Here is a 5,025-nt window from a genome sequence, read left to right on the forward strand (position 1 = left end):
TTAAATTTGGTACTCGACGGGATTTATTGATCAGTGCGTCAATATCACCAGACTTCACTAACTCTTGATAGCGATAAAATGTATCTCTTGAAACACCCATCACTTTGCATGCTCTGGATACATTCTGAAGCTCTTCAGCTAAATTGAGCAGACCTACTTTGTGTTTAATGATTTGATTGTTAGTATGCAACATAAGAAAGTTACCTTTGTTTGATTAAGATTTCGACACCTTTATCAAAACGGGTAACTTTCTCTTTTTCAAGAAGAATGTACGATCAAGTCTGAACTAATACACTTAACTAGAGCGGAATATCACTTATAAATACGCTTTTAGTTGTTCAAACAAGTGGGACCACCTCTATTTGTTCCTTCTCAATCGGTAAATAAAAAGGAGCACTTCTCGCATTCTGTTTTGGCATAATTCGAGCCGTTAGCTCATTGCCTAATTGTTTCGCTAACTGTTTTTTAAGCTTAGACTTCGTACTCTCAAAAAAGTCCTTCGTCACTTCTATCGCACTATCACTATCTTTTAACTCATCATAATGAAGCAAATATTCTTCAGTCAGTTCTTGAATATAAACCTGTTCAGCAGGACTCATTTCGCCTTTATAGGAACCTGTAGGTGCTTTAATACCTGCTTTCCCCCGCACTTTATTGTCTGCGAACCACATCAGCATTGCCATTTCTCGAGGTGGTAATTCAACCCTGGATGAATCATTAATTTTGATATAACGTTGAGTTACATTAATTTTCAAACATATCGGCTGATTGACCTGATTAAGTTGTTCAATGACATCTGAAAACGTATAGTTTTCCATTTTCAATGGATGTGTATCAGGTAAAGTATTTCTCAAACGAACAAAAGGAATATTTGCTAAAAAGACTTTCGCATGTTGAGCATTCAAATGTTCTTGTGAATTGTATTTTCCAACATAATGCTCATAAGGTGTTGGATAGTAAAAGTTCGTTGCAAACTCAAACTCTTCTGATACTAAAATATGAGACATACTATCCTGCGCTCTGCCATATAACGATAGTGCATATCCTGCATAGAACCCCATCGTCTTGCGTCCACCAGCAATCGACACATGTACGCTAGAATTTTCCTCATCTGTAAAAAGCTTAATTAAACGACACGTTTCATTCGCTGCTAGTTCATTATCATCCAAATTTTTAAGGTCTTCTATTTCTTCACCATCACGAGTAATAACATGCAGCGTGGAATCATCAAATTTGATATTGGGTAAATGAAAATCTTGAAGAAGCTTTTCAAAGATTCCATCATTAAACAACCGTGATCTAATTTGAATTTTACCTTTTGCAGTCGTCAGCACATGGATTTCAGTGGGCACCCATTTATCAGTAAGCTCTGGATCAACTGCCAGAGCATATAAGGTTTCAGTAATGATCTGAGGTGTCATTCCTGTCACTAAAAATAAGATATTCTTTTGCATACAGTTCTGCTCTCTAACTATGAACTATTCTTTTTTTCAGCTATTACTTAACTTCTAATATTAGATTAACTTAATTAGAAAGCTTTTCTTAACCTTTTATTGCCTTACCAAATAAAGTTGAAACAAAAACTCTGAATATTTTTAAATTTCAACTTAAATAATAACTCGCATACTTTATTAAAATGGCTTGTCGTAAGCTTGTAAAACCATTCTTAAAATTGGCGTTTCGCATATATTTCATTGTACACAGTTTGATTTAAGGACGGATACAATGACTATCTCTATGAACTTTGAACAATTAAGCTTAGGGTTCAGTAAGCATGCTGTAAAAAGATCTTCACAACGAGGTATCAAACCAAGACACGTTGCTAATATCTTGAAATTCGGACGAAAAAAATACCAAAATGGTGCTGTTTATTACAGTATAGGTAGAAGAGAAGTTGATAAATACAAGAGTATTTGTCCTGGTCTAAAAGAAATGAATGGTATGCACCTAGTAACCTCATTAAATGGTGCTGTCATAACACTGTTTAGAAATAAAGATTTTCGATTGATAAGATATTGATAATAAAACGTTTATAAGAGTTACAATTTTAGTTAACTCTTCATAAGAGTTACAATTTTAGTTAAAAAGTAATTAACTAAAACCATGGATAAAAAACTATATCTAATTGATTTATATGTTTTTCATTAGTAACAACTTTAGTTAAGTGAACGTTCTCCAAAGTAAAAATGTCCGCTTTTAGAATATACACTTCTGCAATTTGCTTAGCTGACGTTTTGATATATTGGTGTCTATGTCGGATAAAGAACTTAAACGATTGTCGGTCTTGCAGGAAATCTGCGATCAACGCATAACCCAATCTTAGACTCCTCAGCTACTTCATATCTCAGAACGTCAGATGAGACGCTTATAGCAGAAATATAAAGCTCAAATTTAGTGCATGAAAAGCTCACACCTTTCATAGTTTTGATATCTCAGTAGAAACACTAGGTTCTTGGATGATTGCAGCCGATTTATCGACTCCTCGCTCCAAGCGCCTGAATCCGCCCATAAATAGGATTACTTCGAGCTGACGCAGATAAATAGCTCATATCTGACTGGTTTGAAGGACGGGCTGCTAATTGCTGTTTATTGGTGAGTATCAATGATGCCACTGGCAAGCTGGTATATCTGCAATTTTATGTTGATCTATAGCTAAATTCTAAAAATACTAGCACAAAAAAATATCTGTAAAACCTAATTTTCTATGGTTTTAGGTGTGATGATAAATTAAATATTCAGTTATAAATATCTTTGATACCAAACTCGTAGAGTTTCAGGAGTGCAACTAATTTTAGGCACAATCGCAGTGATCGCAGCCCAATTCGATGGATAATCTTTTCACATTCAATCAATAATTGAACCGCTCTATCTCTGATTTCAGCGGGTGTATTTAGGTTTTTCATCGGATCACTACGCTTCGCTACAACTTGCGAAGCAACGCTTCTCATCTCAGAAAATTTTGTCTCCGACAAACCTGGTACCGGGTTATAATAATGGCCACCCAAAATACGATTGATCTATTATGACCACCTCCAATGACCCTTTACATGGCAAAAAACTTGCTGACATTTTGGATGAATTATTGGATTACTACGGTGGCTTTGAAGGTTTAAGTCGTAAAATTGAAATTAGATGTTTTTGCATAGATCCAAGTGTTAAATCATCATTGCGATTCTTGCGTACCACACCCTGGGCACGTGAAAAAGTAGAAAGCTTATATTTGTATGTGTTACGTCAAAAAGCAAAACAGAAACCCTAGCCTTAGGCAACACCCTATAGATAAAAGTGAATCTTTGACATAGTTTGTATGCAAATTAACCATCTATATTTCTTCTTTCAACATTTGCTGTGTTATGGCGTAAACTAGCTCTGCAAGTTGGAATGTTATTCGTCATGAAAATTCAGGTGAATACCCTTGGTTTTATCCCAAGCACTTGTTTTTAATTCTTTTAATTTTGTATGTCGTTAAATTTAAGTTTAGTCATCAAGGTAATATCGTATGCTCAAGTGGTTCGAGAAACTTATAGATCCTTATCCAAATAAAGGTTTGACCGAACCCTTGCCAACCACTTTTTTTGCCTTTGTTTGGCAAGCAACTTCAGGTGTGCGCCCATATTTATTGTTATTGGTTGCATGCACTGCAGGCGCTGCCAGCTTTGAAGCTTTGTTATATGCAAAAATTGGCGATTTAGTCACATGGCTTAGTCAAAGTAAGCCAGACACTTTCCTTGCCCAACATCAACAGAACCTCACTTTGCTGTTTTGTATTTTATTGGCGAATATCTTTTTTGCCAGTGCGCAGTCGATTGTGAAGCATCAGATACTATACAGCGGTTTTCCAATGCGCTTGCGTTGGCGTTTTCATAATTTAATGCTGCAACAAAGCTTAGATTTTTTTCATAACGATTTTGCAGGACGACTGTCTGCCAAAGTTATGCAAACCGCTTTAGCCGTACGGGAGTTTTGGGTCATTTTGGGCGATATGCTTGCCTATGTATTCATTTACTTTATTACAATTAGTCTGGTGTTGGGCGCAATTTCTCCAATACTCATTTTGCCATTATTGCTATGGCTGGCTTTATTTATTCTTGCCGCAGTTTATTTTGTTCCACGTTTGAGCAAAGTATCTAATGAACAAGCCGATGCACGTGCGGTGATGACAGGACGTGTGACGGATGCTTATACCAATATTCAAACCGTAAAATTATTTGCGCATGCAGGTCGTGAAAGCCAATACGCCAAAGCATCAATGCAAGAATTTATGGTGACAGTTTATAAACAAATGCGTTTGGGCGCTCAATATGAAATCAGCATTAATTTACTGAGTGTGGTGCTATATGTCGGTGTTTTAGGTACTGCTATTTGGCTTTGGCTCAATGGTCGTGCTGAATTAGGTATTATTGCTGCCACCACAGCCTTGATTCTCAAATTGAACAGTATAGCTGAGTTTATGATGTGGCAGACCTCTGCCCTGTTTGAAAATGTCGGCACCATACAAGATGGTATGAAAACTCTTGGACGTCCAATTGCGATACAAGATAAAGCCGATGCGAAGCCATTACAAGTTACTCAGGGCGAAATTCAGTTTAAAGATAATATAAAAGCTTATTTTCAATAAAAAACACATCATAATACCCCCTTGCCTTTTAACCACAAAAATATTGAAGTTATTATTTAGAAGCAATTAATAGAAAAATAAACAAATCTTTTTTAAACAAGCTACTAATATAGGACTTACGCACTATTATTTAAAGATTCTCTGTGGTAGCAGATGATTTTTATCGAGAATAAAGTCATCAATGAAGTTTTTGATAACTGGTCTAAATAATTTCTTCTGCCAACGATATACATTTTCAAAGATCCGCTCAAACTGGTTCTTTTGTATCTCGACGTAGGCCATCAAGGCTGAAAAAATATGATTCAAAATCAGTTTAGATCGTCTTACTTGAAACTTTTCAATATGACAAACCTGTTTAATCACCCGGTGATATTGCTCTATTTTCCAATGACTTGAATGTAATTCAT

General features: G+C 35.8%; 5 protein-coding genes and 3 pseudogenes. 4 read left to right on the top strand and 4 right to left on the bottom strand.

Annotation, left to right across the window (positions count from 1 at the left end; genetic code table 11):
* Positions 1-193 (bottom strand): helix-turn-helix domain-containing protein (locus BJN41_RS13155; RefSeq protein WP_141730375.1); only part of this gene is annotated, 193 nt, incomplete at its 3' end.
* 145 nt (positions 194-338) lie between these two features.
* Positions 339-1,454 (bottom strand): CRISPR-associated ring nuclease Csm6, encoded by a 1,116-nt coding sequence (csm6, locus tag BJN41_RS13160; protein WP_070155727.1) that lies wholly within the window; start codon positions 1,452-1,454, stop codon positions 339-341.
* A 283-nt stretch (positions 1,455-1,737) separates the two neighbouring features.
* On the opposite strand from csm6, the gene BJN41_RS13165 reads away from it, so the two are divergent.
* Positions 1,738-2,019, top strand: a complete 282-nt coding sequence (locus BJN41_RS13165; protein WP_227515243.1) for a DUF4258 domain-containing protein — start codon at positions 1,738-1,740, stop codon at positions 2,017-2,019.
* Positions 2,020-2,251: 232 nt separating this feature from the next.
* Positions 2,252-2,637 (top strand): annotated as a pseudogene (locus BJN41_RS15210) (ISNCY family transposase); the annotation flags it as partial.
* 105 nt (positions 2,638-2,742) lie between these two features.
* Here BJN41_RS15210 and BJN41_RS15485 read toward each other — a convergent pair.
* Positions 2,743-2,903 (bottom strand): annotated as a pseudogene (locus BJN41_RS15485) (IS3 family transposase); the annotation flags it as partial.
* Positions 2,904-3,022: 119 nt separating this feature from the next.
* Between BJN41_RS15485 and BJN41_RS13180 the strand changes: the two are divergent.
* Positions 3,023-3,259: a VF530 family DNA-binding protein gene (locus BJN41_RS13180; protein WP_070155733.1), complete on the top strand. Its 237-nt coding sequence runs from the start codon at positions 3,023-3,025 to the stop codon at positions 3,257-3,259.
* Between the two features lie 240 nt (positions 3,260-3,499).
* Positions 3,500-4,609: pseudogene (locus tag BJN41_RS13185) on the top strand (ABC transporter transmembrane domain-containing protein); the annotation flags it as partial.
* A gap of 135 nt (positions 4,610-4,744) precedes the next feature.
* On the opposite strand, the gene BJN41_RS13190 reads toward BJN41_RS13185, so the two are convergent.
* A partial coding sequence (locus tag BJN41_RS13190; RefSeq protein WP_141730406.1) for a transposase occupies positions 4,745-5,025 on the bottom strand: 281 nt, incomplete at its 5' end.

It is taken from the genome of Acinetobacter towneri, assembly GCF_001758345.1.
Classification (GTDB): Bacteria; Pseudomonadota; Gammaproteobacteria; order Pseudomonadales; family Moraxellaceae; genus Acinetobacter; species Acinetobacter towneri_A.